Origin of the sequence: Psychrobacillus insolitus, from assembly GCF_003254155.1 — a bacterium.
Taxonomy (GTDB): domain Bacteria; phylum Bacillota; class Bacilli; order Bacillales_A; family Planococcaceae; genus Psychrobacillus; species Psychrobacillus insolitus.
This window is the reverse complement of record NZ_QKZI01000001.1, coordinates 273043-297274: the sequence shown is the minus strand read 5'-3', so window position 1 is coordinate 297274 and position 24232 is coordinate 273043. Positions and strand designations below refer to the sequence as shown.

Sequence of the window (24232 nt, the reverse complement as noted above, 5' to 3'; positions counted from 1 at the left end):
AATCAATCGGGGTGGAACCGCGGGTTTAAAACTCGTCCCCGGGCTATAAATGCCCGGAGACGAGTTTTTTTGTTGTCTCCCTTTAAAAGCAGTCAAAAAAAATGGAGGTTATTACATGACAATTACAATGGAAAACGTAGTTAGTTTAGCGAAACAAAGAGGTTTTGTTTTCCCGGGATCTGAGATTTATGGCGGATTGGCGAACACTTGGGATTACGGTCCACTAGGTGTGGAATTAAAAAACAATATTAAAAAAGCTTGGTGGAAAAAATTTGTACAAGAATCCCCTTATAACGTTGGATTAGATGCTGCAATTCTGATGAATCCAAAAACATGGGTAGCATCAGGTCATATCGGAAACTTTAATGACCCAATGATAGACTGTAAAAAATGTAAGTCTCGTCACCGTGTAGATAAAATTATCGAAGAAGCACTTGATAAAAAAGGAATGGAAATGGTAATAGACGGACTTTCATTTGAAAAAATGGAAGAAATCATGAAAGAACATGCAGTTGTATGTCCAACTTGTGGCGCTTTCGACTATACTGATATTCGTCAATTTAACTTAATGTTCAAAACATTCCAAGGCGTAACAGAGGCTTCAACAAATGAAATTTACCTACGTCCTGAGACTGCTCAAGGAATTTTCGTTAACTATAAAAATGTGCAACGTTCTATGCGTAAAAAAATGCCATTTGGTATCGCACAAGTAGGTAAAAGTTTCCGTAATGAAATTACACCAGGTAACTTTACATTCCGTACAAGAGAATTCGAACAAATGGAATTGGAATTCTTCTGTAAACCTGGTGAAGACATGGAATGGTTTGAATTCTGGCGCAACTATTGTAAAAACTGGTTATTAAACTTAGGTGTTGCTGAAGATAGTATTCGCCTACGTGACCATTCTGAAGATGAGCTTTCACATTACTCTAATGCTACAACAGATATCGAATATAAATTCCCATTCGGTTGGGGCGAACTATGGGGTATTGCAGATAGAACTGACTTTGACCTTAAACAGCATATGGAACATTCTGGAGAAGATTTTAACTATATTGATCCAATTACGAATGAACGTTATGTACCGTATTGTATCGAACCTTCTCTAGGAGCTGACCGTGTAACACTTGCATTCCTATGTGAAGCTTATGATGAAGAGCAATTAGAAGGCGATGACACTCGTACAGTATTACGTTTCCACCCTGCTCTAGCTCCAATTAAAGCTGCAATTTTGCCGCTTTCTAAAAAATTGTCTGAAGGCGCAACATCATTATTCTCAGACTTAAGCAAACACTTTATGGTGGATTATGATGAGTCTCAATCAATTGGTAAACGTTACCGTCGTCAAGATGAAATCGGAACTCCATTCTGTATCACATATGATTTCGATTCAGAGACTGATGGCCAAGTAACAGTTCGTCACCGTGATTCTATGGAACAAACAAGAATGCCGATTGCAGAAGTAAAAGGATATATTGAAGAAAAACTGCAGTTTTAATTAGAAAAGCGGAAGTTACACCATTACCAAAAAAGATCCAAGTTAGAAGAGTTAATGCTCTTCTGAACTTGGATCTTTTTTTGGTGTGAAAAATTCTGGGGTTCTCTCCATTTGATCTAAAAACTTTTGAGACTTCAATTGGATCCCGACTTGTTCACTATAAATCGTGCGAATAATTTTTTTGATAAAAGTTTTCGTCTCTTTTTTAAGCGTTAGTTTCCCTACTTGATCAATCGGAACAGTGTAAAATGTGCGAATTAGCTTAACTTGTGCAGGAGTCAATCTGATTAAATATCGATCAATTGAAAAACATCGATGACATAAGAATCCTATTTGTGCAAAAGAAAAAGCAAATTCCCCGTCCGTTGCTCCGCAATTTACGCATTGGTGCAAAACAGGATATATTCCCGCAGTTGCTAGCATCTTCCACTCGACGAATAGACTAATAGCTTCAGGATCATAGTCATCTGAAATTGCTTGAAGTGCTTGGTGTAAAATGTCAAAAAGATGGGGTTTCGGAGACTCATCATCTATTAGCTTATCTACAAGCTCCATAATAAAACTCGCATAGGCAGTAGTAAATATATCTTCTCGAATTGTTCGCATCGAATCGATAATTTCACCTTGTTGAAGCGTACCCATCCCTCTCCCTTGCTGGATTAAAAAGTATCCATAGGTAAATGGTTGAGAAACCGAGGCTAAACGACTCGTTGGCTTTTTAGCCCCACGAGCCATCGCTGCTCTCTTGCCTAACTCGCGTGAAAAGATCGTAACAATTTTGTCGGACTCTCCATAGGAAGAAGCTCTCAAGACAATCCCTTCTACTTTTTGGAGCAATTGCCTTCCCTTCTTTCTTAACTAACTAGGCGCTTTCGCTTTTCTTAGTACTCGTCGTCTCTGAAGCCGTAGTCTTTCAAGTGGGCTGATTTATTGCGCCAATCTTTTTGTACTTTTACCCATAGCTCTAAATAAACATTCGTTCCAAGTAGCATTTCGATGTCTTTTCGAGCTCTTGTACCAACCTCTTTAAGCAAAGCCCCTTTTTTACCGATAACAATTCCTTTTTGGGAATCTCTTTCTACGATAATCGTTGCTTGGACACGAATCATCTCTTTTTCTGTATCTTCTTCTTTTTTGATATTATCAATTACTACAGCAATTGAATGCGGAATCTCTTCACGTGTTAAATGCAGTACTTTTTCACGAATCAATTCAGAAATGATAAAACGTTCTGGATGATCTGTCACTTGATCTGCTGGGTAATATTGTGGTCCTTCTGGCAAATACTTTTGAACCGTTTCGAGCAGATTATCTACATTATTTCCTTGTAGAGCAGAGATTGGAATTATTTCAGCGAAATCATACTTCCTCTTATATGAATCAATAATTTTTGTTAATTCATCTGGGTGTATTTGGTCAATTTTATTAATCACTAGAAATACAGGTGTTTCGTTGTTTTCAAGCATTTCCATAATATAATCATCAATTTTCCCTCTTGCTTCTGTTGCATTGACCATAAACATAATGACATCCACTTCACGAAGTGTGTTTTTTGCAACTTTTAGCATGAAGTCACCAAGTTTATGCTTAGGTATATGAATACCTGGTGTATCGATAAAGATCATTTGACTTTCTTTTAGCGTTAATACACCTTGTACTTTATTTCGAGTTGTCTGAGGTTTGTCACTCATAATAGCAATTTTTTGTCCTACTACTCGATTCAAAAATGTAGATTTCCCTACATTTGGTCTTCCGATAATTGATATAAACCCTGATTTAAAGCCTTCATTGTTTTGCTGCATAGTCTAAATCCTCCGTTGTAAAAGCTCCTGGTAACAATTCTGAAACCGTTGTTTCTAATACATTTCCTTTTAAATTTGTTAAATACACTGGCATACTTCCATCACAAAATTCCGCGAGCACTTGTCTACAAGCTCCGCACGGGCTGATTGGTCCGTCTGTATCCCCTACTATTGCAATAGCAGTAAATGCTGTTTTTCCTTCTGAAACTGCTTTGAAAATAGCTGTTCGTTCAGCACAATTCGTTAATCCATAAGAAGCATTTTCAATATTACAGCCATGAATAACTTCTCCGTCTTTTGTCAAAAGTGCTGCACCTACTGGAAATTTCGAATACGGAACATATGCTTTTTCTCTTGCAACTTTAGAAGCATCCATTAATATTTCTTTATTCAACTTAGTCACCTCTAATATAAGATTCCCCACCATTTCGGGATAAATATGATTAAACCTACTATAACAGTACAAATAGCGTATACCAAACATGCTCCAGCAGCCAGATCCTTCGCTTGGCGCGCTAACTCATGGAAATCAGGTGACGCTATATCTACTACTCGTTCGATTGAAGCATTTACTAATTCTATCACGAACATACCACATATTAATATCACAATGATTATCCATTCCAACTTTGAGAGTCCAGTTGCTAAAGCAGCTAATAATACAACTACTCCTGCAAGTAAATGAACACGGAAATTTTGTTCACTTTTTATAGCATGTATAACTCCTTTACTTGCATATGAAAAGGACTTAAAAAACTTACGAAAGTTCATGGCCTTCACGTTTCAAACCATACGCTTGTAGTATAGTCTCTTGCAGACCAAACATTTCTTTTTCTTGCGCTTCTGTTCCATGATCATACCCAAGTAAGTGTAAAAACCCATGTACTGCTAGAAAGCAAACTTCTCTTTCAAATGTATGAGCATAAGATTCAGCTTGTTCACTTGCACGCTCTACCGAGATGATAATATCTCCTAATAACGTAGGCAGATCAGCAGCAATAATTTTAATTTCTCCTTCTCCCATTTCTTCCATGGCAAAAGAAATAACATCGGTTGGCACATCTTTATTACGGTATGTTTTATTAATTTCTTGAATTGCATCATTAGTAACAAAGCTAACACTTAGCTCGCTACCCTCTTTTACTGATTGTTGGACAGCGGCAGATTGTAAAACTTTTTCTACAAGTTCCATTAAATCTGTTGTAAGTGTATTTGTTTCATCCATTAAATCTATATCTAGCATTGTAACTGCCCCCATTATTATTATTTTGGATACTCAATCCTTGAATGATAAACACCCTTCATTGTCGTACAAAAACTTTCTTCCATCTTTTTTATTTCCTTAAGTGATAAATCACATTCATCAAATTGCCCATCCTGTAGTTTGTCTTTGATGATGGACTGAATAACTGTATGGATTTTTTCTCCACTAGGCTCTTTCATAGCTCTTACAGCTGCCTCTACACTATCTGCCACTGATATTATCGCATTTTCTTTCATTTGTGGTTTAGGGCCAGGATATCTGAACTCTTCCTCATCCACTGAATCATGCTGTTCTTTCGCTTTATGGTAAAAGAATTTTAACAAGCTCGTTCCGTGATGTTGTTCCGCAATATCCACAATTTCTTTTGGCATCTTATTTTTCCTTAAAATATTAGCTCCTTGAACAGCATGTGCAATGATTATATCGCGACTCGCCTCAGGAGGTAAATTGTCGTGTGGATTGTACCCATTCATTTGATTTTCAATAAAAAATTCAGGACGATTCGTTTTTCCGATGTCATGATAATAACAACCAACTCTAGCCAATAATCCGTTTACTCCTATTGCCTCACATGCAGCTTCAGCTAAGTTAGCAACCATTACACTATGATGATATGTACCTGGAGTTTCCGTTAATATTTTCTTTAAAAGTGGATGATTAGGATTCGATAGTTCAATTAGCCTCATTGTCGACAAAATACCAAATGTTGATTCAAAAAATGGTAAAATTCCAATTGTTAAAGCTCCAGATAATATACCTGCTAAAACTGCCGCGCCAATATAAAAACCGATATCTGTAAATTCATACGTTGTTTTTGTCATTAATAAATAAAATGTAATAAATAATATGTTTACACTCGAAACGATCAAGCTTGAGCGAAGTATTTGAGAATTGTTATTCAATCGTTGAAGTGCGTAAATCCCTGCAATCCCTCCAAAAAGTATATATAAAGAGAATTCCATTTGAAACACAGTTGAATAGCCCTCTTGAAAAACAATTCCAGCATATGCAGCTGAGACAAAACTTGCGATAAAAGCCGCTCGTTCATTCACTAAAATATATACGAGCATCGAAACCATTCCAGCTGGAAATAAAAACCCAATTAATACATCGAAATTATTAGAAACTATTTGTAATACTTTCATCATTAATACAGAAACGATTAAACTAAATGAAACTACGATTAATGCTTTCGAACGATCAATTGTTTTTTCTAGACGAATAGTCGTTTGCACATATATTACCCACATCGTTAACAAAACAAATAGCATAGTACCAATAATAGGTTTAGATGAAGTCTTATTCGTTAGCATACCTAGTAATTCTAATTGTCGATACACTTCACGATCAATAATTTCTCCTTTTTGCACGAGTATTTGCCCTTGTAGAATTCGAGTAGGCTCTACACTTGCTATAGCTTGTTCTATTCTAAGTTTTGTAAGTACTTCATTTTCCAGTTCCGTTTCCACAATACTCATCCGCGCAATTGATGAAAGAACGTTCATGTAATCCTCTGAATGATCAAATCTTTGCACAATCTTTTGTTGCATTTCCATTTTCTTTTCAGATAAATCTTCCGTAAGAATAGGTTCACTTAGTAATGAACTCACAAGTGTCATCAGTATATCTTTTGATTGATTAAGTGTTTCAGAGGTTTGATTTAAAAGCACCGCTAAAGATTCATCACTTAACCGAACATAAGAAGCATTTTCCGTCAGTATTACCATTTCTTTTTTTAATTGATCCAATTTAAAACTTGCTTCGTCTGTGTCATCTTCTCGAACTGTCTTGTCTTTGACCGCAATAACATTATCAAAAATAGATCCAATGATAGCCGCCTGATTATCAGCTGTTTCTTCTTGAAATTCATATACCGGCAGAACATTTTTTTCTACTTTTTCTCGTTCTTCTTTTGTTTTAACGGTATCCTCCGTTGTTTTTACGGAACGGATTGTTTCGGGTGATAATTGAAATAGTTTTATGTCATACTGTTTTTCCTTTACATTGTCAATGATTAAGAAAAACATACAAATTGCTGTTATAAGGATGATTACTAATGGCAGATATTTATGATTACTCCATTCTCTCCATTTTAGTAAAAAAGTTTTCACACTATCTCAACCCCCATATAACTGATTCTATTATTATACCTTATTTTGTAACAAGTTAAAAATAGACCCAAATTAAACATTAGAAAAGCGGAAGCGCCCTTTTTCTATATGGACGTCGCCGGTTCGCTTTGGACGAAACTTATGGTAATAGGATAAACGAGAAAAAGAGGAGAACCCTTTCTACCTAGGTTGTACAATATATGACGTTAGTGAAATAAAAAAATCCTGATCCACGCTGATTTTCGTTCCGAGCGGACGCTTTCCGTGGGGCGTGCGGTGAGCCTCCTCGTCGCGAAAACCGCGCTCCTGTGGGGTCTCACCTGTCACGCTAATCCCACTGGAGTCGCCGCTCGGAACGAAAATCAGCTAAGAGAATATAGGAAACATAAGTTCAACTAGATAGAGAAAACAATATTTGAAAAATTACAAAAAAAGACTGTCCAGAAAATCAGTTGTACTGACTTTCTGGACAGTCCCGTGACAAATAAATAAATTATAGCCTACTAAAGTTCTTCACCAACGTCATTTGACAAAGAACTTCTATCTATTGACAAACACCTTAAGGTGATATTTCAGGCTATCTCCTCTGTTCTACAGTATAATACTCGCTTATTTTTAAAGAAGAAATTCTTGTCTACATAGGATACAACAAGAAATTAAGACACTGTCTATGAATGTCTCTAAAGAATGGAGAAGCATTCATCCAAGTAAGGCGTGACATGATAGCCGAAATTGCATCTTCGGCGTCCTTTTTAGATAGACTTGCGGCTCCTCTCTTCTTAACAAAATCTTCTACACAATGATTACGGTTATTCTTAGAGAGCGGCGGACAGTCATTAGTTACACAATTACTAAAAAGAGGAATGGCTTAAGAAAGCGACTGCGTCACTTTCTTAAGCCATTGTTTTTCTTTTAAGATAAAGTGTAAGCTAAAAAACTGTCCAGAGCGATTTAGAAAAAATCTCACCTACTGTGTTCCATATCGAGGAAATTCTTATACTTTCTTATCTTTTAAGAAAAGCAGTAGTCAAGTATATGACTACTGCGCTTCGTATGCTTGTATAATTTTCGCTACAAGTGGATGACGAACGATATCCCCTTGCTCTAAATATTGAAAATGGATACCGGAAACTTTTTGCAAGATTTTCTCTGTAACAATTAAACCAGATTCCGCACCTCTTGGTAAATCAATCTGAGTTTTATCCCCAGTAATGACCATTTTCGAACCAAATCCAAGACGTGTTAAAAACATTTTCATTTGTGCTTTTGTCGTGTTTTGAGCTTCATCTAATATAATAAATGCATCATCGAGTGTTCTACCTCTCATATAAGCAAGTGGTGCAATTTCAATCGTTCCTCTTTCCATTAATCGATCCGTCTGTTCTGCACCTAGCACGTCGTGTAACGCATCATATAACGGACGTAAATAGGGGTCTACCTTCTCTTTTAAGTCTCCGGGTAGAAACCCTAGACTTTCTCCCGCTTCAACCGCAGGACGTGTTAAAATGATTTTTTTCACATGTGCATTTTTCAATGCCTGTGTAGCCATAACAACAGCTAAATAAGTTTTACCTGTTCCAGCTGGTCCTATTCCAAATGTTAAATCAGAATGCCTAATTCCTTGAATGTATTCACGTTGCCCAATTGTTTTTGCTCGAATAGCTTTTCCTTTTACGTTTCTTGCAATTTCTTCATCGTAGAGTCCAGAGAAATATTCGATTGTACCATTTAAACTCATCTCAATTGCAGATGAGACATCTCGCAGATTGATGTTGATCCCTTTTCGGATAACTGCTAGAAGCTGCTCCATTAATTTATTCGCTTCTAGTACGTTTTCTTCTTCACCAGCGATTCGAATAGATTCTCCTCTAGTAATGAGTTGTACCTTTAGTTCCTCTTCAATAAGCTTTAAATTTTTGTCAGACATACCCAGTAGCATTACTGCTTCTGTTGGATCTTGCAAGTTTATATCGAGTAGTTTTTGTTCGCTCATGCTTCGTCTCCTTGGGGTATAACTTGTGGTATTGCAATATTTTCATTAATCAGAAATAATATCTTCCCTTTCACTTTATCACTTTCGATGGATACATGTAAAACTTTATCTTCTAATATCTGCGTATCAGTTGGTAAATTATTCACAATTTTTTGATATAGCAAAGGAAGTACTAACGTTTCAACTGATTGTTCATTTAAAATGACCGTTTTTTCCTCCTCTCTCTGAATATATCCTGCCTCTAAATACGTTGAAATCAGCTTTGGAAGGACAATTCCTTTCCAAAAGACTGGTTTTTTCTCTGTCTTTTGTTGAACAATTAACTCTTTTTTACTCGGTTGCGTTAGTTTCAATTCTTTAGGTAGTTCAAATTCAAGTTCAATCCAGTAACTAGCAAACACCTTTCCTTCTGCACTTGTAAGGATTTGTTTCTTCCCTTGCGTAACAAATCCATTAACAAGCCTATCTCCTTTTTCAACAGAAACATTTTTTTGAACTGCTCTTTCACCTTTAACTAGTTCAAAGTCAGTTATTACTCCACTTCTTTTCGCTATTAAATTAGTGGGAGGTAAGTCTTTTATGACCGTGTCTTCTTGAACAGGTGCTAGCATTGGTGAAACGATTAATTTAGATCCAGATCTTGTAAAATGGACCCAAGAATACTCTTTGTACTCGGTCAATAACTTTTGCCTTATTATTTGTTCAGATGGCAATTTTCTTGATTGAATATTTTGGCGGATATCCATTTCTTTTAATTCTTCTAGTAAGAGGATATTCGTCTCTGGTGAACTAGTGTCAATTTGAATAGACCAAATAAACTGCGCAAGAATTACTGGAATACAAAGAAAAAGCAAGACGCCGACTATAGTAATAGAGCGGATATCTATGATTCCCTTTGCTTTTTGATCGATCATCATGACTTTTAACTTCAATTTCCTTCTTACTTTTCGAAAAGCTGATAAATCTTTTTTCCGAATAGAAAAGTAAATATATTTTTCTGTACTATACACTTGAAATACGTGAATATTAACCGCGAGTAATCTTTGAAACAATAAAAACTGATCGGTTTTTACTGAAATTCTTATTTGAATAGTTTGTTGCATCAGCTTTTCACTTTCTTCTGCAATTTCATGTAGTGTAAATCACTCACCTGAATACAAATTTGTTCGGTTGTTAGCGACTTAATCAAAATAGAATTTGCACTAACTTCCAATGTGAAATCCGTGTAAGAGCATTCAACCAAGTTTTCATTTAAACGAAGAATCGTCATGTCATTATCCAAAATAATTTCACTAAAATTATCGATTAAGATACTCGCGTGGAGTGGAAATAGCTTTTGCAAAAAAACACCCCTTTACATGACTTTATGCATGTAAAGGGGTGTTCATGAGTTATCTTTTCGATTTTGGAGGCGCTAATACTTCTGCAAAAATAATCGATTTTATTAGTTCTTCCTTCGAACTAGGTATTACGCTATTTACAAGTGGTTTAGCTGCTTGACGCTCAGGATTTTTTTCTTGAAAAACAGATAAACGACCAGTGCCTCTTGACACTCCTTGATCTCTTTTTTGTGATCGTTCCATTTTTTCTTGGACAACTGGAATGTCCTTCACAACTGGAGGAACTTCTTTCATCTTCATTTGTTGGTCTTTTGTAAACTCTTTGGCAAAATCAGCTAAATCTTTAAAAGGATTTTGGGAAACTGGTTTAGGCTGAGGCGCTGAGTTTGTTCTTTTATTTGCCGGTTCTTTTTCGCTCGACTTTTTATTTTTAAATAAAGCACTAATAATCATTAAGATGATTACTGGAATAAGACCTTCCAAGGAGAAAACCTCCTTTCCGCTATATTATTTTAGCTCATCAGTAGAAGGTTTATCTCCGCCCACTTTACTAATAGAGTCTCTCATACTAGTATCCGCTTTAATATTATTGTAATTCATGTAATCCATTACACCCATATTTCCTTCACGAAGCGCTTCTGCCATCGCTAAAGGAACTGCAGCTTCCGCTTCTACTACTTTAGAGCGCATCTCTACAACTTTCGCTTTCATTTCTTGTTCAGAAGCAACAGCCATTGCACGACGTTCTTCTGCTTTTGCTTGAGCAATTTTCTTATCTGCTTCCGCTTGTTCTGTTTGAAGTTCGGCACCAATGTTTTTACCTATATCAACGTCCGCGATATCAATCGATAGAATTTCAAAAGCAGTACCTGAATCGAGTCCCTTAGCTAACACAGTTTGAGAGATTAAATCGGGATTTTCAAGAACTCGTTCATGACTAGTACTAGAACCAATTGTTGAGATAATTCCTTCACCAACACGTGCTACGATTGTTTCTTCCCCTGCACCACCGACTAAACGGTCAATGTTTGCACGAACTGTAATACGTGCTTTTGCTTTTACTTCAATCCCGTTCATCGCAACACCTGCGATAAATGGTGTTTCAATTACTTTAGGGTTAACAGACATCTGAACTGCTTCTAATACGTCACGCCCCGCTAAATCAATAGCTGCTGCTCGTTCGAATGTAAGATCGATATTCGCACGGTGTGCCGCGATTAACGCATTTACAACACGGTCAACATTACCACCAGCTAAATAATGGCTTTCTAACTGATTAATTGTAACAGCAGCTAATCCTGCCTTATGTGCTTTAATAAGTGGATTTACGATACGTGACGGTATAACGCGACGTAACCTCATCCCTACTAACGTGAAAATACTTATTTTAACTCCTGCTGCTAGTGCTGAAATCCATAATGCAATCGGAAAAAATGTAAAAAATACCGCTAACACGATAAATGCCAATACTATAATTACGATTAAAGTAATTGCCGATCCTGTAATCATTTTGTTTCCTCCCCTTCAATAACTTCTCTAACTACAATTCGAGAACCTTCAACTTTAATAATCTTAACACGTTTGCCTTTATCAATATAGCTTCCATCAGAAACAGCATCGATTCTCTCGTTATCCATACGTATAGTGCCGGCAGGTCTAAGAGGCGTCATTGTTATAGCTACTTTTCCAATTAAATCTGTTCGATTTTCATTAGAAACATACCCTTTGTCTGTTGATGTTGCATCAGACAAAATCATTTTGTTAAATACTCTTAGTTCTTTTCCAAAGAACTTCATGATAATCACCATTCCTACTATAGTTACTGTTAATGCAATGAGCACCGCAATACTCATTTGTGTTACATTACCACCAGCTAATATAATACTTAAAACAATAGCCCCTGCTCCTAATATACCACTGATTCCAAATGGTAAAAAGAATTCTGCCACGATTAGCAATATACCAATTACAAAAAGAATGATCGTTTCATAACCAGCAAGTCCTGCCACTAAGTGACCAAAGAAAAATAAAACAAGCGAGATCAGTCCCATTGTCCCGGCAACACCAAACCCCGGAGAGTATAACTCAATTATTAACCCAAGACTCGCAACAGACAATAAAATCGGAACAATTATAGGATTCGTTATAAAACGTGCAAGCGATTCCATAAAAGTTTCTTCTGACTCTACTACTTTTGCATTTGCCAGATTGGCCATTTCCAGTAATTCCCCAAATGACGAAACTGTTCCTTCAGAATAACCAACTTTCAATGCTTCGGAAGAAGAAAGCGTTAATAATTTTCCGGCAGGCGCTCTATATTCTGGCAGATTCACTGTATCATCTGCCATCGCTTGCGCATAAATAGGGTCCTTTCCTGTCAGTTCAGCTGCATTAATCATTTTCGCTTTCCACGCACTATTTGCTTTTTCACCAGCCGTATTACCACTACTTTCAATTACAGCTGCCGCTCCGATAGTTCCACTTGGAGACATATAAATTTCATCCGTATGAAGTGCTAAATATGCACCCGCAGATAAAGCTTCGGAATTAATATAGGCAATTTTACGAAGAGAAGTAGAATCTAGTAAATTGGCAATATCTTCTGCTGAGTCTACAAAACCTCCAGGTGTATTAATTTCTAATACAATAGCATCCGCTCCAGCTTCTTCAGCATCACCAATCGACCTTTTTAAAAAAGCATATAATCCTTTTTCAACTTCTTGATAAACAGGTATTTTATACACTATGTTTGATTGTGCCGCAGATTCTGGAATCATTAGCGCAAAAGATATTAGAACTAAACAAACAGATAAAACGAAACGAGACATTTTCACCTTTAAACCTCCTTTCTTCTATATGTATACTTACATTTACGGAATAGGATGAAAAAAGTTTCAAAAAAATAAAATAAACCGAGAAAAATTAATTTCTCGGTTTACATAGATTGTAAAGTTTAATCATTCAGTACGTGTTTTGAACGTAGGGATGGTTGGGAATTATTTACCACTTACGTTTACGTGTAGCTTCTGATTTCTTTTTACGTTTCACGCTTAGTATTTATTGAAACCACGATTTCATAGCTTGTAAGATTCTATAATTAGAATTTGCGTTTACGGGCAGCTTCTGATTTCTTTTTACGCTTTACGCTTGGTTTTTCATAAAACTCGCGCTTTCTTATTTCTTGAATTGTACCACTTTTAGATACAGTCTTTTTGAAGCGGCGAAGAGCATCTTCAAGCGATTCGTTTTTGCGAACGACAGTTTTTGACATCTCTTTTTCCCTCCCTCCGAACACACGTCAAGCACATAACCAGTTGTTATGTACTAATAAAAATTATATCTTAAAGTTAACTGTTGGTCAATACTTTGGTATAAATTAATAATCAGATTTACTTGTTAAGCCTTGCATGATATCTACACCAGAGCTTGCACCAATCCTAGTAGCACCTGCTTCAACCATTGTTTGCAAGTCTTCTAAACTACGAATCCCGCCAGAAGCTTTTACTTCAAGTGCTGACCCTACTGTTTCTTTCATCAATTTAACAGCTTCTACTGTAGCTCCACCTGTTGAGAAACCTGTAGAAGTTTTTACGAAATTTGCTCCTGCAGTTTTTGATAATTCACTCGCTTTTACAATTTCCTCATTTGTTAATAAACATGTCTCTAAAATAACTTTGACGATTGCTTTCCCTTTTGCAGCTTCTACAACTGCTTCGATATCTTTTTGTACTAAATCATAATCTTGTCCTTTTAATGCTCCAACATTTATAACCATGTCAATTTCATCTGCGCCATTTTCAATTGCATTTGTTGTTTCAAATGATTTGACTGCTGAAGTAGTTGCTCCTAACGGGAATCCGATTACTGTGCATACTTTTACAGGACTATCTTGTAATAACTTGGCACTAAGATTAACCCATGTTGGATTTACGCAAACAGAAGCAAATGTATATGTTTTTGCTTCTTCACAAATTTTTTCGATTTGATCTTTTGTTGCATTTTGTTTTAATAATGTATGGTCTATTAATGCTGCAATATTTTGGGTCATAAGTATTCCTCTTTTCGAAGTTGTACGTACCTCTTTATCATAAAGTAAATGGTTAAAAAAAGCCAGTGAGATTCTACTCACTGGCTTCAAAAATAAATTTTTTATTCATATTCATAAGAAATTGCAGAAAGTGCATACAATGGTGCTGTTTCCGTTCGAAGAATTCTAGGTCCAAGTGAAATAGATTGAAAGCCATTTTCATGAAGTGCTTTAATTTCATGACGATCCAGGCCACCTTCAGGTCCAAATACGATCAGTATGGATTCTACACCATTGACTTTTTTTAATAGGTCGGAAAAGCGTTGGCGTTCTTCTAACTTCGCATCTTCTTCATCTGCAACAAATCTAACATGGTAAGAGTTAGAAATGTCCAATAATTCTTTTATAGAAATTGCTGTATGAATGTGTGGAATCATCGAACGATGTGATTGCTCTGCTGCTTCTTTAGCTATTTTTTGTAAACGAGCTATTTTTTTCTCATTTTTTTGTTTGTCCCATTTTACAATAGATCTTTTTGCTTCAAATGGATACAGCGTATGCATGCCTAGTTCAGTCGCTTTTTGGGTGATTAACTCAAGTTTGTCCCCTTTTGGAAGTCCACAAACAATCGATACTTTGACAGGCATCTCATTCGTTTGATCCTGCTTGTCTTTCACTTGCAATAAAACAGACTTAGAAGACCCTTCAACAATCGTCATTGTATATGTAACAGCATCCACTACTACATAAACTTCATCGCCAGGGATCATGCGCATCACTTGAATCATATGATGCGCATCCTCACCTAAAACTGTTAGTGTATTATTTTCTGCGATTAACTCATTCGTAAAATAACGTTGCATAACAATCTCCCTTATTTAACTGGTTTTCTAGAAATAATTGTTACCCAGTCTTCCATCATCATTACTTCTTCTATTTCAAAACCAGCATTTATTAAAGAATTACGAACATCTTCTTTTTTCGGTGCAATGATACCAGAAGTAATGAATACTCCGCCATCCTTTACAATCGAAAACGCATCATCCGTAAATGTCATAATAATTTCAGCTAAAATATTTGCTACTACGACATCAGCTTGTTCTTTCACATTATCAAGTAAATTACCATGTGTCACTTCCACTAAGTTTTCTACTTTATTCAATAAAATATTTTCTTTTGCAGATCTAACAGCTACTTCATCCAAATCTAATGCATGTACCGAAGTTGCTCCTAGTTTAGCTGCTCCGATTGAAAGAACGCCAGAACCAGTTCCTACATCAATAACACTTGAATCTGCTTGCACTGTTTTTTCAAGCGCTTGTAAGCACATGACAGTAGTTGGATGAGTTCCTGTACCAAAAGCCATTCCTGGATCTAATTCGATGATTAGCTCATCTGTATTTACTTTTTCATAGACTTCCCAAGTCGGAACAATTGTAAAACGATTGGATATTTTCACTGGATGATAATATTTTTTCCAAGCAGTTGCCCAATCCTCTTCATCTACTTCGTGCACTGTCAACAAATTATGGCCAAGATCAATATTAAAGTTTTCTAAATTGTTAATCGCAAGTTTAATCTCTTCTACCGTTTCTAATAGAAAACTAGTTTCTGCTAAGTAAGCTTTTACACGTACACCGTCGCTTGGAAAGTCATCTGGATTTAAACTATAAATTTCACCAAACATATCTTCTCTTTCTCTGACTAACTCTTGTGAATCCTCAATTACGACACCACTTGCTCCTGCTTCATGCAAAATATTACTTACCGCTTCTACCGCTTCGTTCGTTGTATGAATGGATAGTTCAGACCATTTCACTTGCGCCAACTCCTTTACTCACCTTTTAATGTCTTTTTAATTTTATCAAATAATGAACTGCCTTGTTCTTCTGGAATATCTCCACTAATTTCAGCAAATTCACGTAGTAATTGTTTTTGTTTTTCTGTTAATTTCTTCGGTGTAATTACTTTTACAATAACGTGTTGATCTCCAACTCCGTAACCATGCACATTTTTTACGCCTTTTCCTTTTAAACGGAAATTCGCTTGTGATTGAGTTCCAGCTGGAATTTTAAGTTTTACTTTACCTTGTACTGTTGGAACTTCAATTTCATCTCCAAGTGCTGCTTGAGCAAATGTCAAAGGCAATTCGTGATAAATATCATCGCCATCACGTTCAAAGCGAGGATCTGATTTCACGCGGAATACAATATATAAATCTCCTGAAGGACCACCGTTTACACCCGGTTCCCCTTGACCACTAACGCGTAGCTGCTGACCATCATCTACGCCGGCAGGGATGGTAATTTTAATTTTTTTACGATTATTTACAGTACCTTTACCATGACAAGTTGCACATTTATCTTTAATTAGTTTTCCTGATCCTTGACAATGGTTACATGCACGTTTCGTTTGAATTCGTCCAAATGGAGTGTCTTGTGTCACGTTCACTTGACCTTGCCCATTACAATGCGAACATTTTTCTGGGTGTGTGCCAGGTTTTGCACCTGTACCAGAGCAAGTATCACAATTCTCTTCTTTTGCTACTTCTATTTCTTTTTCTTTACCAAATACAGCTTCTTCAAACTCAATAGTCATAGAATATTGAAGATCGCTACCTTTCCTTGGGGCATTCGGATCACGTCGACGAGAGCCGCCACCGCCACCAAAGAACGAACTAAAAATATCATCGAATCCAAATCCATCTGCGCCACCGCCACCAAATCCTTGGTTTGGACCAGCATGACCAAATTGATCGTACTGTGCACGTTTTTGTTCATCACTCAGAATTTCATATGCTTCAGAAATTTCTTTAAATTTGTCTTCAGCATCCGCTTCTTTGTTTATATCTGGGTGAAATTGTTTTGACAGTTTACGATATGCTTTTTTAATTTCATCTTGAGAAGCACCTTTTGCAACACCTAGCACCTCATAATAATCACGTTTGTTCATAATTCACTCTCCTGCTCTATTAACCTTTACATAAGGGATATTGTAACACGGACAAATTCCGAATAGCAAAAACTTATAAATTCATTTCAAGCTAGACAGTAAGAAAAGCGGAAAACGGCGTTAAACTGCGACGATCAAATGACGGATCCCGAGGAGGTAGTTTCTAAGCCACCGCAGGGAACCGGCATTTGATCTTTAGCGGTTGCCGTTTCAAGCTAGACAGTAAGAAAAGCCAAAGCCGCAAACGGTCTTTGACTTCTCCCACTGACTGACTCACTTACTTAGCTTACAGATCTTACTTTTGATCTTTATCTTCGTCTTTAACTTCTTCAAACTCAGCGTCTACAACGCCGTCATCTGGTTGGCCTTCAGCTTGACCAGCAGCATCCGCTTGAGCTTGTTCATAAAGTTTCATCGTAAGTTGTTGTACGATTTCGTTTAATGCATCTTTTTTCGTTTTAATGTCTTCTAAGTTTCCAGCTTCAAGTGCAGCTTTTAACGCTTCTTTTGCATCTTCAGCAGATTTTTTCTCTTCTTCAGATACTTTATCTTCTAAATCTTTTAGTGTTTTTTCAGTCATGAATACTAATTGATCCGCTTCGTTTTTCACTTCAGCTTCTTCTTTACGCACTTTATCTGCTTCTGCGTTAACTTCTGCTTCTTGTACCATACGTTCGATTTCTTCGTCAGAAAGAGAAGAGCCTGATTGGATTGTAATATTCTGTTCTTTACCAGTTCCTACATCTTTCGCTTTAACATTTACGATACCATTTTTGTCGATATCAAATGTAACTTCGATTTGCGGAACACCACGTTGTGCTGGTGGAATATCTGAAAGTTGGAAACGACCAAGTGTTTTGTTATCAGTAGCCATTGGGCGTTCACCTTGTAACACGTGAATATCTACTGCCGGTTGGTTATCTGCAGCTGTTGAGAATGTTTGTGATTTTGATGTTGGGATAGTTGTATTACGTTCGATTAACTTCGTAAATACGCTTCCCATTGTTTCAATACCTAAAGAAAGTGGTGTAACATCTAGAAGAACAATGTCTTTCACATCTCCAGTTAAAACTCCACCTTGAACTGCTGCACCCATTGCTACAACTTCATCTGGGTTTACACCTTTATGTGGTTCTTTGCCAGTTTCTTTTTTAACCGCTTCTTGTACTGCAGGAATACGAGTAGATCCTCCAACAAGAATAACTTTGTCGATTTGAGAAGCTGATAATCCAGCATCTTTCATTGCTTGACGAGCTGGTACCATTGTACGTTCTACTAAATGAGCTGTTAAATCGTCAAATTTCGCACGAGTCATCGTTACTTCTAAGTGAAGTGGTCCAGCTTCTCCTGCAGTAATGAAAGGAAGTGAGATTTGTGTTGATGTTACACCTGACAAATCTTTTTTCGCTTTTTCTGCAGCATCTTTTAGACGTTGAACAGCCATTTTATCTTTTGATAAGTCAATGCCGTTTTCTTTTTTGAATTCTTGTACTAAGTAATCTATTAATATTTGGTCAAAGTCATCTCCACCAAGACGGTTGTCACCAGCAGTTGCTAGTACTTCAAATACTCCGTCTCCAAGTTCTAAGATAGATACGTCAAATGTACCGCCACCTAGATCGTATACAAGAATTTTTTCATCTGTATCCGTTTTATCTAAACCGTATGCAAGTGCTGCTGCAGTAGGTTCGTTAATAATACGTTCTACTTCAAGACCAGCGATACGACCAGCATCTTTTGTAGCTTGACGTTCAGCATCATTGAAGTAAGCTGGAACTGTAATAACTGCTTTCGTTACTTTTTCGCCAAGATACTCTTCTGCATAGCCTTTTAAGTATTGAAGAATCATTGCTGATACTTCTTGTGGTGTATATTCTTTATCTTCTACTTTTACTTTTTCATTCGTACCCATTAAACGTTTAACAGATGAAATTGTATTTGGGTTTGTAATAGATTGACGTTTCGCTACTTCCCCAACTTGTTTTTCTCCATTTTTGAAAGCTACAACTGAAGGAGTTGTACGGTTACCTTCTGGATTTGGAATTACTTTTGGTTCTCCACCTTCTAATACTGATACACATGAGTTTGTTGTTCCTAAGTCAATACCGATAATTTTAGACATAAATTTTTTCCTCCTAATATATATAAATGAAATATGAGCTAACTTTTTTTATTATTCGTTCACTTTAACCATGGAAGGTCGTAAAATACGATCTTTTAACTTGTACCCTTTTTGTAATTCTTGAAGCACAATACCAGGCTCTTTTGAATCGTCTTTTTCTTGCATAACTGCTTGATGGAAGTTCGGGTCAAAAGCAACACCTTCAGCTTCAATTACTTCAAGACCTTCTTTTGTTACTGCATCTAATAAAGTGCGGTACACCATTTCAACGCCCTTCACTAAAGAAGTAGCTTCTTCCGTTGTTGCATTTACTGCAAGTGCACGTTCAAAATTATCAAGGACAGGCAAAATATCCAATAACAATGGTTGAGCACGATATTTATAATCAGCCTCTTTATCTTTTTGAACTCTACGTTTATAGTTTTCAAAGTCTGCTCTAGAACGAATTGCTTTATCTTGCTCTTCTTCAAGTTGTTGTTTGACTAACGTAAGCTCGTCCACTTCAACTACTTCTTCAACTGAGTCAACAGATACTGCTTGCTCTGTTTCTTCCGTCGAATCTACTACTGAATCTTCTACGATTTCTTCTTGTTTTTCTGACATGTTTGAAACTCTCCTTTATTCATAATGCCCATGTAATAGTTTCGAAAGTTCTTTTGATAAGTCACCACTCATGATGTCTAGTAATGAAACTACTCGTTTATAATCCATCCGAGTAGGACCAATAATTGCAATGGATCCAGTCTGCTCTTCCCCAATTGAGTAAGTCGCTGTAATAACACTGCAGTTTTCCATCGCGAGATGATTATTTTCAGAACCGATGCGAATTTGTATTCCCATTTTATCTAAAGGAAATATACCAGGAATCTGGTTTACATGATCCATCCAATACATAATACTTCTAGCTTTTGCTACGTCATTAAATTCCGGTTGGTTTAACAAGTGCATTTTTCCACCATAGTAAACTTTATCTTCATGTCCATGTTCAATAGAAATTGCCTTGTTAAATGAACCAAAAAGGTTTTCCAAATGCCCAATTCGTTGTTGTAAAATAGTTTTAGTAACTAGTTCAAGCTTCGAAGAAAGTTCATGTAAATGAACGCCCACCAATTTGTCATTTAACATATTGACCATTTTTTCAATATCCGAAGAAGTAAAGTTTTCCGGTATAGAAAATACTCGATTTTCTACATGACCACTATCAGTAACGATAATTGCGACAGCAGAGTCATCTGTTAGCGGAACGATAGAAAAGCGTTTAATTCGATGTTTTCTCACATCAAGTCCTAACAAAATAGAGGTGTAATTCGTTAATTCCGACAAAATTTTTGCGGATTTCCGAATTACTTGCTCCGTCTCCAGCATTCGCTCTTCAAAAACAGAACGTATTTGTTGTAGTTCAACGTTAGGTATTCGCTGTGGAGTTAACATATTGTCTACATAGTATCGATAGCCTTTTTCAGAAGGCACACGCCCAGATGAAGTATGCGTTTTTTCTAAAAAACCCATATCTTCTAAATCCGCCATATCATTTCGAATGGTAGCAGGACTATATGTTACACCCTCCTTTTTCGAAATCTGACGAGAACCAACTGGCTGGGCGGTTTCGATAAAATCATCTACCGTTACTTGCAATATTAATAATTGCCTATTAGTTAGCATGATTATCACCTCTTGTTAGCACTCATTAAGAGAGAGTGCTAATACTCATATAAAATTTATCAAATCTAAAGAAAACTGTCAACGAATTTGATTTAACTTCATATAAAAAATATCTTCTGCGACATAATAAATGTAAAAAGTGGACGCAACTAAGCCGAAGCATGGTAGTTTTAGCGCAGAAAATACTGAAAAACTTCATTCCCTAAAAATCGACCGCGTCTTGTAAGTTTGACAAACTCATTTTCAATAACGATAAATTCTTTTTGAATCAGTTCTTCCATCTCTTTACCATATGCTTCAGTTAAAGTTTGTCCGTATCTATTTTCAAATCTTTTTAAAGATACTCCTGCATTTTTTCGTAAACCTAAAAACATTTCTTCTTCCATTTTCTCAGTAAACGTTACTTCTTTTTGCATCACAAGTGGTTTCTCACCTTGATCTATTGTTTGCATATATTTTTTTAGCGGTCCATGGTTTGAATAACGAGTATTATTCACATATCCATGAGCACCAGCTCCAAATCCAAAATATTCATCATTATCCCAATAAATTAAATTATGCTTCGACTGTTTTCCTTCATGCGAATAATTACTTATTTCATATTGAGAATACCCTTGTTTCTTCATTTCATCCATCAAATATCCATACATCTCAGCTTCTAAATCTTCCCCTGGCAAAGAAAGTTTTCCTTTTGACATAAGGTTATAGAAAACCGTTTTTGGTTCCACTAGTAATGAATAAGAAGAGATATGAGGGATTTTAAGTCTAAATGCTTCTTGCAGTGAATATTTCCACTGCTCCATCGTTTGATTTGGTAAACCATACATTAAATCTATACTAATCGAAGGAAAATCAATTTTCTTCGCATTTTCAATAACCTTATACACATGTTCATTAGAATGTGTTCTACCAAGCACTTTTAGCAAGTCTTGATCAAACGTTTGAACACCCATACTTAATCGATTCACACCAAATTTTCGCATAACCTGCATTTTTTCTAATGTTAACTCATCTGGATTTGCTTCAGATGTAAATTCTACGACATGGTTCATCGGAATATGCTGATGGATTAAAGTTAATAAACGCTCTAACTGAAGTTCAGACAAAGAGGTTGGCGTACCTCCCCCTATAAAAATAGTTTCAATTTGTGCATCTTGTAATTGCTCTTTCCATAATGCCATTTCTTTTCCAAGTGACTCAATATATTCATCTACCGGCTGATTTTGAAAGAAAAACTTATTAAAATCACAGTAGTTACAAATTTGATGACAAAAAGGAATATGGATATAAACACCACGTACCATATATTTCCCTACTTTCTATTAGAAAAGCGAAAGCGCCTATCTCTGCCCCGACAGGCAAATGGGGAATCGCGAGGAGGCAGCTCCTCAGCCACCGCAGTGATTACCCATTTGACCCCGAGGGGCAAGGCGCTGTAGCTAGACAGTTATTATCATTTAAACGAAAAAGGAGGCTTCTAGTGCCTCCTTTTCCTTTTTTATTTATTAGGCTCGTCCATCTTTAGAACTGCCATAAATGCTTCTTGAGGAACTTCTACAGATCCTACTTGTTTCATACGTTTTTTACCTGCTTTTTGTTTATCCAGAAGTTTACGTTTACGTGAAATATCTCCACCGTAACATTTATCTAACACGTTTTTACCAATCGATTTAATCGTCGAACGAGCAACTATTTTTTGACCGATTGCTGCTTGTACCGGCACTTCAAATTGTTGTCTTGGAATTAATGCTTTCAATTTTTCTACTATTAGTTTTCCGCGTTCGTAAGAAAAATCATTATGCACGATAAAGCTTAATGCATCGACCTTTTCACTATTTAGTAAGATATCCATTTTCACAAGCTTGGATTCTTTGTAACCAATTAATTCATAATCAAAAGAGGCATATCCTTTTGTCGTAGATTTAAGTGAATCAAAGAAATCATAGACGATTTCAGACAATGGAATTTCATAAATTATATTCACACGAGCCTTAGACAAATAATCCATCGTAATAAAGTTTCCTCGTTTACGTTGACATAATTCCATAACAGAACCAACATAATCTTCTGGAACCATGATAGAAGCTTTCACATAAGGTTCTTCAATAACAGCCACTTTTTGTGCGTCTGGCATCATAGAAGGGTTATCTACTTTCATAACGTCCCCATTTGTTAACTTCACATCATAAATTACACTTGGTGCAGTGGTAATTAAGTCAATATTAAATTCACGTTCAATACGCTCTTGTACAATCTCCATATGAAGCAGTCCTAAGAAACCACAACGATACCCAAAACCTAAAGCTTGAGACGTTTCTGGTTCGAACTCGAGTGCAGCATCATTCAATTGTAATTTTTCTAATGCATCACGTAAATCTACATATTTAGAAGTATCAATTGGATAAAGGCCACAGAATACCATTGGATTCATTTTACGATACCCAGGAAGTATTTCAGTCGCTGGATTTGACGCTAGTGTAATTGTATCCCCAACACTAGAATCTCCTACAGTCTTCATGGAAGCTGTTAAGAATCCAACGTCCCCTACAGTCAGTTCAGAACGTTGAGTAGATTTCGGTGTAAATACGCCTGTTTCAACAACTTCAAATTCTTTACCAGAGGACATCATTTTAATCGTATCCCCAGGTTTAACCGTCCCCTGCATAATACGAATATAGACAATTACACCTCGGTAAGGATCGAATAATGAGTCAAAGATTAGTGCTTGTAAGGGTGCAGATGGATCCCCTGTTGGTGCAGGAACTTTTGCAACGATTTGTTCTAAAATTTCTTCTATACCAATACCTGCTTTAGCAGATGCAAGAACAGCTTCAGAAGCGTCAATTCCAATTACTTCTTCTACTTCTTTTCTTACTCGCTCTGGGTCAGCGGCTGGTAAATCGATTTTATTGATAACTGGCAATATTTCTAATTCATTGTCAAACGCTAAATAAACGTTTGCAAGCGTTTGTGCTTCAATCCCTTGTGCTGCATCCACCACAAGAATAGCTCCCTCACAGGCCGCTAAACTACGTGATACCTCGTATGTAAAATCGACGTGTCCAGGTGTATCGATCAAATGGAAAATATATTCTTCTCCATCTTTTGCAAGATACGTTAATTGAACAGCATTTAATTTTATTGTAATTCCTCTTTCACGCTCAAGATCCATTGAATCTAACAACTGATCTTTCATTTCACGTGAAGTTAATGTTTTCGTTTTTTCTAATATACGGTCCGCTAAAGTCGATTTTCCGTGGTCAATATGTGCAATAATAGAAAAGTTACGAATCTTCTTCTGTCTTTCGATTCTATCTTCATGATTCATACTTATTCACTCCTATTTAAACTACTATGAATTATAACAGACAACATGCATATACGTAACGCATAATCATTAAATCTATTAGTCAACATAATACTTTCTATGTATTTTCTTTTTTTCCAGACTTTAATCTTAC

23 protein-coding genes are annotated in these 24232 nt (G+C 36.4%); 1 reads left to right on the top strand and 22 read right to left on the bottom strand.

Annotated elements, in window-relative coordinates; genetic code table 11:
• The first annotated feature begins 115 nt into the window (after window positions 1–115).
• Window positions 116–1498, top strand: coding sequence for a glycine--tRNA ligase (locus tag C7437_RS01420; protein ID WP_111437868.1), 1383 nt, complete (start codon window positions 116–118; stop codon window positions 1496–1498).
• A gap of 51 nt (window positions 1499–1549) precedes the next feature.
• Here the strand turns inward: C7437_RS01420 and recO are convergent, their stop codons facing one another.
• The 22 genes from recO to lepA all read right to left on the bottom strand — a co-directional run bounded on the left by recO (window position 1550) and on the right by lepA (window position 24099).
• Window positions 1550–2335, bottom strand: a complete 786-nt coding sequence (gene recO, locus C7437_RS01415) for a DNA repair protein RecO (protein WP_111437867.1) — start codon at window positions 2333–2335, stop codon at window positions 1550–1552.
• 44 nt (window positions 2336–2379) lie between these two features.
• Window positions 2380–3300: a GTPase Era gene (era, locus tag C7437_RS01410; RefSeq protein WP_111437866.1), complete on the bottom strand. Its 921-nt coding sequence runs from the start codon at window positions 3298–3300 to the stop codon at window positions 2380–2382.
• Complete coding sequence (locus C7437_RS01405; protein ID WP_245909177.1) at window positions 3284–3694, bottom strand: cytidine deaminase; 411 nt, start codon at window positions 3692–3694, stop codon at window positions 3284–3286. The genes era and C7437_RS01405 overlap by 17 nt, the downstream gene beginning before the upstream one ends.
• A gap of 11 nt (window positions 3695–3705) precedes the next feature.
• Complete coding sequence (locus C7437_RS01400; protein ID WP_111437864.1) at window positions 3706–4071, bottom strand: diacylglycerol kinase family protein; 366 nt, start codon at window positions 4069–4071, stop codon at window positions 3706–3708.
• Window positions 4058–4543 (bottom strand): rRNA maturation RNase YbeY, encoded by a 486-nt coding sequence (ybeY, locus tag C7437_RS01395; RefSeq protein WP_111437863.1) that lies wholly within the window; start codon window positions 4541–4543, stop codon window positions 4058–4060. Before ybeY ends, C7437_RS01400 begins: the two co-directional genes overlap by 14 nt.
• Window positions 4544–4563: 20 nt before the next feature.
• Complete coding sequence (locus C7437_RS01390; RefSeq protein WP_245909176.1) at window positions 4564–6675, bottom strand: HD family phosphohydrolase; 2112 nt, start codon at window positions 6673–6675, stop codon at window positions 4564–4566.
• Window positions 6676–7714: 1039 nt separating this feature from the next.
• Entirely contained in the window at window positions 7715–8668 is a 954-nt protein-coding gene (locus C7437_RS01385) for a PhoH family protein (RefSeq protein WP_111437862.1), read from the bottom strand.
• The gene (locus tag C7437_RS01380; RefSeq protein WP_111437861.1) at window positions 8665–9771 is read right to left on the bottom strand and encodes a sporulation protein YqfD; all 1107 of its coding nucleotides are present in this window, start codon (window positions 9769–9771) and stop codon (window positions 8665–8667) included. The genes C7437_RS01385 and C7437_RS01380 overlap by 4 nt, the downstream gene beginning before the upstream one ends.
• Window positions 9771–10010 carry a hypothetical protein gene (locus C7437_RS01375; protein WP_111437860.1) on the bottom strand — a complete coding sequence of 80 codons (240 nt, stop codon included), beginning with the start codon at window positions 10008–10010 and terminating at the stop codon, window positions 9771–9773. The genes C7437_RS01380 and C7437_RS01375 overlap by 1 nt, the downstream gene beginning before the upstream one ends.
• Window positions 10011–10059: 49 nt before the next feature.
• On the bottom strand, window positions 10060–10491 hold the full coding sequence (locus C7437_RS01370; protein ID WP_111437859.1) for a hypothetical protein: 432 nt from the start codon (window positions 10489–10491) through the stop codon (window positions 10060–10062).
• A gap of 24 nt (window positions 10492–10515) precedes the next feature.
• Complete coding sequence (floA, locus tag C7437_RS01365; protein WP_111437858.1) at window positions 10516–11517, bottom strand: flotillin-like protein FloA; 1002 nt, start codon at window positions 11515–11517, stop codon at window positions 10516–10518.
• Complete coding sequence (locus C7437_RS01360) at window positions 11514–12836, bottom strand: NfeD family protein (RefSeq protein ID WP_111438950.1); 1323 nt, start codon at window positions 12834–12836, stop codon at window positions 11514–11516. The genes floA and C7437_RS01360 overlap by 4 nt, the downstream gene beginning before the upstream one ends.
• Before the next feature lie 269 nt (window positions 12837–13105).
• Window positions 13106–13279 (bottom strand): 30S ribosomal protein S21, encoded by a 174-nt coding sequence (gene rpsU, locus C7437_RS01355; RefSeq protein ID WP_111437857.1) that lies wholly within the window; start codon window positions 13277–13279, stop codon window positions 13106–13108.
• A gap of 105 nt (window positions 13280–13384) precedes the next feature.
• Window positions 13385–14056 (bottom strand): deoxyribose-phosphate aldolase, encoded by a 672-nt coding sequence (deoC, locus tag C7437_RS01350; protein ID WP_111437856.1) that lies wholly within the window; start codon window positions 14054–14056, stop codon window positions 13385–13387.
• A 101-nt stretch (window positions 14057–14157) separates the two neighbouring features.
• Window positions 14158–14898: a 16S rRNA (uracil(1498)-N(3))-methyltransferase gene (locus tag C7437_RS01345; protein ID WP_111437855.1), complete on the bottom strand. Its 741-nt coding sequence runs from the start codon at window positions 14896–14898 to the stop codon at window positions 14158–14160.
• Window positions 14899–14909: 11 nt separating this feature from the next.
• Window positions 14910–15854 (bottom strand): 50S ribosomal protein L11 methyltransferase, encoded by a 945-nt coding sequence (gene prmA, locus C7437_RS01340; RefSeq protein ID WP_111437854.1) that lies wholly within the window; start codon window positions 15852–15854, stop codon window positions 14910–14912.
• A gap of 14 nt (window positions 15855–15868) precedes the next feature.
• Window positions 15869–16987: a molecular chaperone DnaJ gene (gene dnaJ, locus C7437_RS01335; protein ID WP_111437853.1), complete on the bottom strand. Its 1119-nt coding sequence runs from the start codon at window positions 16985–16987 to the stop codon at window positions 15869–15871.
• Window positions 16988–17282: 295 nt separating this feature from the next.
• On the bottom strand, window positions 17283–19109 hold the full coding sequence (dnaK, locus tag C7437_RS01330; protein ID WP_111437852.1) for a molecular chaperone DnaK: 1827 nt from the start codon (window positions 19107–19109) through the stop codon (window positions 17283–17285).
• Window positions 19110–19160: 51 nt separating this feature from the next.
• Window positions 19161–19712, bottom strand: a complete 552-nt coding sequence (gene grpE, locus C7437_RS01325) for a nucleotide exchange factor GrpE (protein ID WP_111437851.1) — start codon at window positions 19710–19712, stop codon at window positions 19161–19163.
• A gap of 15 nt (window positions 19713–19727) precedes the next feature.
• Entirely contained in the window at window positions 19728–20771 is a 1044-nt protein-coding gene (hrcA, locus tag C7437_RS01320) for a heat-inducible transcriptional repressor HrcA (RefSeq protein WP_111437850.1), read from the bottom strand.
• A 170-nt stretch (window positions 20772–20941) separates the two neighbouring features.
• Window positions 20942–22075: a radical SAM family heme chaperone HemW gene (hemW, locus tag C7437_RS01315; RefSeq protein WP_111437849.1), complete on the bottom strand. Its 1134-nt coding sequence runs from the start codon at window positions 22073–22075 to the stop codon at window positions 20942–20944.
• A gap of 194 nt (window positions 22076–22269) precedes the next feature.
• Window positions 22270–24099, bottom strand: coding sequence for a translation elongation factor 4 (lepA, locus tag C7437_RS01310; protein WP_111437848.1), 1830 nt, complete (start codon window positions 24097–24099; stop codon window positions 22270–22272).
• Between the last annotated feature and the right edge of the window lie 133 nt (window positions 24100–24232).